This is a genomic window from Streptacidiphilus neutrinimicus (assembly GCF_000787815.1).
Taxonomy (GTDB): domain Bacteria; phylum Actinomycetota; class Actinomycetes; order Streptomycetales; family Streptomycetaceae; genus Streptacidiphilus; species Streptacidiphilus neutrinimicus.
Map to the genome: position 1 here is coordinate 12,257 of NZ_BBPO01000108.1, position 6,006 is coordinate 18,262.

A 6,006-nucleotide genomic window follows, 5' to 3' on the forward strand; every position below is an offset into this window, starting at 1 on the left:
ACCGGTTCGTGCTGCTCGACCTGGACCCGGCCGGGCTCTCGGTGGAGTCGGTGGCTGCCGCCCTGGCCAGCGGTGAGCCGGAGCTGGCGGCCCGTCAGGAGGCTTGCTACGTGCCACGCCTGGCCCGTGTCGCCGTCGACGAGGCGCTGACCCCGCCGCGGGACGCCGCCGCCTGGCGACTCGGCATCCCGGTCAAGGGCACGCTGGACAACCTGGCCCTGGTGGAGCACGCCCCGGCGCTCGCGCCGCTGGAGCCCGGCAGCGTGCGGATCGGGGTGCGGGCCGCGGGCCTGAACTTCCGTGACGTCCTGAACGCGCTGGGCATGTACCCGGGCAACGCGGGCCTGCTGGGCCTGGAAGGCGCCGGCGTGGTGCTGGAGGTCGGACCGGGCGTCACCGACCTGGAGGTCGGGGACCGGGTGTTCGGCATGCTCTCGGGCGGCTTCGGCCCCGTCGCCGTCGTCGACCGCCGGATGATCGCGAGGATGCCCGACGGCTGGACCTTCGCCCAGGCCGCCTCCGTGCCCGTGGTCTACCTGACGGCCTACTACGCGCTGGTCGACCTCGCCGGGCTCGAGGCCGGCGAGTCGATCCTGATCCACGCCGCCGCAGGCGGCGTGGGCATGGCCGCCGTCCAGTTGGCCCGCCACCTGGGGGCCGAGGTCTACGGAACGGCCAGCGCCGGCAAGTGGGACGCGCTGCGTTCGCTGGGCCTGGACGAGGAGCACATCGCCTCCTCGCGTGACCTGGAGTTCGAGGACCGGTTCCGGGCCGCCAGCGGCGGCCGGGGCGTGGACGTGGTCCTGGACTCCCTCGCCCGGGAGTTCGTCGACGCCTCGCTGCGGCTGCTGCCGCGCGGCGGCCGGTTCGTCGAGATGGGCAAGACCGACGTCCGCGACCCCGAGCAGGTCGCGGCCGACCACCCGGGCGTGCACTACCAGGGCTTCGACCTGATCGAGGCCGGGCCCGAGCGCACCGGCGAGATGCTCGCCGCCGTCCTCGCCCTGTTCGACCAGGGAGCCCTGGCGCACCTGCCGATCGCCACCTGGGACGTCCACCGGGCGCCGGAGGCGTTCCGCTTCGTCTCGCAGGCCAAGCACGTCGGCAAGGTCGTGCTCACCGTCCCGGCCCCGCTGGACCAGGACGGCACCGTCCTCGTCACCGGCGCCACCGGAACCCTCGGGACCCTGGTGGCCCGGCGGATGGTGACCGAACACGGCGCCCGGCACCTGCTGCTCACCAGCCGACGCGGCGCCGACGCCCCGGGAGCGGCCGAACTCGTCTCCGAGCTGGAGCAGTTGGGCGCCTCGGTGCGGCTCGCCGCGTGCGACGTCGCCGACCGCGAGGCGCTGGCTAAGCTGCTCACCGAGCTGCCGCGTCCGCTCACCGCCGTCGTGCACACCGCCGGTGTGATCGACGACGGCGTGGTCTCCGCGCTCACCGGGGAACGGCTGGACACCGTGCTGCGTCCCAAGGTGGACGCCGCGCTCAACCTGCACGAGCTGACCGCGGGGCTGGACCTGTCGGCCTTCGTGCTCTTCTCCTCCGTCGCTGGCACCTTCTCCAGCGCCGGACAGGGCAACTACGCGGCGGCCAACGCCTTCCTGGACGCGCTGGCCACCCGCCGCGGCCAACTCGGCCTGCCCGCGCTGTCGCTGGCCTGGGGCCTGTGGGCCGAGAGCAGCGGGATGACCGGCAACCTGGCGGAGGCCGACCTGCAGCGGATGTCCCGCGGCGGCATCACCCCGCTGTCGTCCGCCCAGGGACTGGAGCTGCTCGACACCGCGGCCGGGCTCGGCCGCGCCACCGTGGCCCCGATGGGACTGGACGTCGCCGGGCTGCGTGCCCACGCCGACCCGGCCGCCGTCCCGCCGCTGCTGCGCGGCCTGGTGGGCGCCCCCGCGCGCCGCGCCGTACGGGCCGCCGTCGGGGCCGTCGAGGGGCCGACGCTGGAGCAGCGGCTGGCCGGGCTCGACCAGGAGGAGCGCCGCAAGCTCTTGCTGGAGCTGGTCTGCACGCAGGTCGCGGCGGTCCTCGGGCACGCCGGCCCGGAGTCCGTGGAGGCCGAACGGGCCTTCAAGGAGCTCGGGTTCGACTCGCTGACCGGCATCGAGCTGCGGAACCGGATGAACGCGGCCACCGGCCTGCGGCTGTCCGCGACGCTGGTCTTCGACCACCCGACCCCGGCGGCCCTCGCCGAGCTGCTGCTCACCGAGATCGTCCCGGCGCCGGCCGCCTCCGCGCAGCCGCTGCTGGCCGAACTCGACCGGCTGGAGGCGGCGTTCGGGGCGGCCCCGGTCCTCGACGGTGAGGCGCTCGGCACCCTGGCGGCCCGGCTGCAGGCCATCCTCGGCAAGCTCGCCGTCCCCGCGGCGCCGACCGAAGGGACATCGCCGACCGGCGGCGCGGTGCCGACCGAGCAGCTCAAGGCGGCCTCCGACGACGAGCTCTTCGCCTTCATCAACGACCAACTCGGCCGGTCCCAGGGCTCCCAGGGGGAGGGCGACTGACCGCCTGAGTGCGAAGCCGATCCGGCCCGGGCTCGGACGCCGAGCGCGTCCGGGCCCGGGCCGGCACCCGTTCCACCGGATGCCCTTTCTGCGGCATCCCTGTCCGAGCGCCAGAAAAGACCAAGGTCACCGGTGATAACCGAACACGACAACGAACGATCTGCCCTCCCGCCCCAGGCGGGAGGCCTCGCCGGTCCCGGCCGCCACACCCGGGACATGACGGCGATGGAGTGGGCCTTCCTGGGCCTGCGCCCGGCGCTGTGCCTCGTCCAGCACGTGCTGGAGGGGGAGGGCGACCTCCCGGCCGACGCGCTGGCCGAGGCCATCGCGACAGCCGCCGCGGCCTCCCCGGGCGTGCGGCTGGTCCGCGAGGGCCGACGATGGGTGGACAGCGGCGTCGCCCCGGCGCTGCACGTCCATGCGCCCGGCGCCTTCGACCGTGAGCGCCTCGACAGCCCCGCGCTGCACCGGGAGCTGGACGGGACCGGCGCGACCTGCGAGGTGGTGCTGGTCCCGGGAACGGAGACCACGCCGACCACCGTGCTCTTCCGCGCCTTCCACGGCGTCACCGACGCCCGTGGCCTGCTGCTGTGGATGAACGACGTCTTCCGGGTCCTGCGCGGGGAGCCGCCGCTGGGCCACGACGCCACGCTCAACCACCACGACCTGGCCCGCAGCGTCGCCGCGCCCGGCGCGTTACGGACGGCGCCCGCCGCGCCGCTCGCGTGGCCCGCCCTGGCGGGCAGCCCGGCGCAGCCCCCGTCCCGCCTGCTCTGGCGCCGCCGCACGGTCGACGGCCGCCACCCGGCGTCGGTGGCCAAGGTCGCCGCCGCGCTCGCCGCGAGCACGGAGACCGGCGACGGCCGCTTCTTCGTCCCCGTCGACCTGCGCCGTCACGTCCCCGAGCTGCGTTCCACCGCCATGCTGGTGCACGCGCTGCGGGTGGACGTCGCGGCGGGGGAGGACTGGCAGGAGGTACAGCGGCGGCTGCTCGGCTCGCTCGCCGAGCGGGAGGAGTTAACCCTCCCGTTCGCCTCCTGGCTGCTGCGGATGCCGGTGCCCGCGATGAAGGCCGTCAACGCCGGAATCGACCGGGTCGCCCGGCGCAAGGGTCGCTACCAGGCCAGCGCCTACCTCTCCCAGCTCGGCGGCTTCGACCACGACGAGCTGTCCGCCGACGGCTTCCGGACCACCGCCGTCTACTCGCTCGGCGGTGTCAGCCCCGGTGGCCCGCCCGAGATCGACCTGCTGGAGAGCCCCGGGCGCACCGAGATCACCGTCGCCTGGCACGACGGGCCCGGCCTGGCCGAGCGCGCCGAGGCCCTGCTGGAGACCGCCGCCGAGGCGCTTTCCCCGTCGGCGCACCGCCGTTGGGCCGGCAACCGGACCGGCCGCCCGCTGCCCTCGCAGCGCTCGGTGGTCGAGCTCTTCCGCGAACAGGTCGACCGGACCCCCGACCGCGTCGCGCTCAGCGGCCCCGAGGGCAAGGTGACCTACGCGGAGCTCAGCCGCCGCGCGGACGCCGTCGCCACCGAACTGCGCCGCCTGGGCGTCGGACCGGGCACGGTGGTCGGCCTGCTGGCGGACCGCACCGTGGCGGCGATGGCGGGGCTCTGGGGCGTGCTGCGCGTCGGCGCGGCCTACCTGCCGCTGGACACCCGGCATCCCGACGCGCGGATCGCCGACCTGCTCACCGACTCCGGCAGCACGTTCTGTCTGACGGCGCGCCCCTACGACGAGCGTGCCTGCGTCCCGCCCGGCTGCCGGTCGCTGGTCCTGGACGACCTGGCCCTGGACGGCGTCGAGCCCGGGGAGTTCCAGGACGCCGTGGTCGCCCCCGCGGACCTCTGCTACGTCATCTACACCTCCGGATCGACCGGCAGGCCCAAGGGCGTGCAGATCGAGCACCGCGCCCTGCTCAACTACGTGCACTGGGGGACCCGCGCGTTCGCGGTGGACGCCGAGACGCGGCTGCCGCTGGTCACCTCGTTGTCCTTCGACGTCACGGGCACCTCGGTCTTCCTGCCGCTGCTGGCCGGCGGCGAGGTGGTGCTGATGCGCGCCGACCCCACCCACCTGTCGCTGCGTGACCTGCTGGTGGACTCCGGCGCCACCATGCTGAACCTGACCCCCTCCCACCTGGACCTGATCGGCCGCCTCGACCTGAAGCCCACCGGCTACCGCGCGGTGATCGTGATCGGCGAGCAGTTGCGGGTGGAGGTCGCCGCCCGTGCGCAGCAGATGTTCGGCCCCGACTGCCGGATCATCAACGAGTACGGGCCGACCGAGGCGACCATCGGCTGCACCGCGCACACCTTCGACCCGGTGCGGGACGCCCACGGCGCGGTCGTGCCGATCGGTCTGCCGGCCGACAACACCACCGTCCACCTGCTCGACGAGGAGCGGCGGTATGTCGCCCCCGGGGAGATCGGCGAGCTCTACCTGGGCGGCGCGCAGCTCGCCCGTGGGTACCTCGGTCGGCCGGACCTCAACCGGGAGCGCTTCGTCCGTCTCGCCGACGGCACCCGCGTCTACCGCACGGGCGACCTGGTCCGCGTCCTGCCCTCCGGTGAGCTGGAGTGCGTCGGGCGGATCGACGACCAGGTCAAGATCCGCGGCCACCGGGTGGAGCCCGCGGAGGTGGCGCAGGCCCTGGAGGAGCACCCCGCCGTCGACCGGGCCGTGGTGATCGCCCGGACCCGCCCCGGCAGCCACGGCAGCCACGGCAAGAGCCTCTACGGTTACGTGCTGACCAACGCGGCCGTCACCGAGGACGAGCTGGCCGAGCACCTGCTCGGGCGGCTGCCCCCGTACATGCTGCCCGCGGCCGTCATGGCACTCGCCGAACTGCCCTACACCGTGAGCGGCAAGGTCGACGCCCGGGCCCTGCCCGACCCGTTCGCCGAAGCACCCGAGGCCGCCGCGGCTCACGGCGGCGGCCTCGCGGCGCCGGTGGACCCCGTGGAGGACGCGGTCGCCGGCGTCTGGGCCCGCATCCTCGGCGTGCCCCGCTCGCGCCTCGACGGGACCGCCGACTTCCACCGCCTGGGCGGTGACTCGGTGGCGTTGCTGGCCATGCTCGCCGGCGTCTGCGGCGAGGTGCTGACGCCCGGCCAGGAGAGGGCGTTCATGTCCCACCTGGGGGCGGTCCTGCGCGAGCCGACGCTGGCCCGGGTCGCCGAGCTCGCCCGCGCCGAACGGCGGCCCTGACCATCCCCGCCCGACCTTCCCGCCGCGCTGCCCACCGTCGCCCCGTGCGACGGTGGGCACCGCGCTCTCGGGAAGCCCCGACGGGCCCCTTCGGCACTCGCAGCGCCCGGTCGCCCCAGGCCCTCGGGCCCGTCTTCAAACCCCCGCCAGGCCCGGCTTGCCCGGCACGCCCATCTGCTGCGTTGTCGAATCACCCAAGTACACCCAGTACGAGGGCGATCCTCCGCCTTGCAGCAGACCGCACCAGACAGCCCGCGCTGATCTGGCGCGGGTTCGAAGCCAGGCC

2 protein-coding genes are annotated in these 6,006 nt (G+C 74.9%); both read left to right on the forward strand.

The window, feature by feature from the left end; translation table 11 throughout:
* Window positions 1-2,510: type I polyketide synthase (locus TR48_RS35440; protein WP_042374699.1), on the forward strand; the 2,510-nt coding region annotated here is incomplete at its 5' end.
* Between the two features lie 216 nt (window positions 2,511-2,726).
* The gene (locus TR48_RS35445; RefSeq protein WP_042374700.1) at window positions 2,727-5,720 is read left to right on the forward strand and encodes a non-ribosomal peptide synthetase; all 2,994 of its coding nucleotides are present in this window, start codon (window positions 2,727-2,729) and stop codon (window positions 5,718-5,720) included.
* Window positions 5,721-6,006 lie beyond the last annotated feature (286 nt).

Excerpts from the sequence above, each read along its gene's own strand:
- TR48_RS35445 (WP_042374700.1), top strand. The coding sequence starts at position 2,727 with ATGACGGCGATGGAGTGGGCCTTCCTGGGCCTGCGCCCGGCGCTGTGC.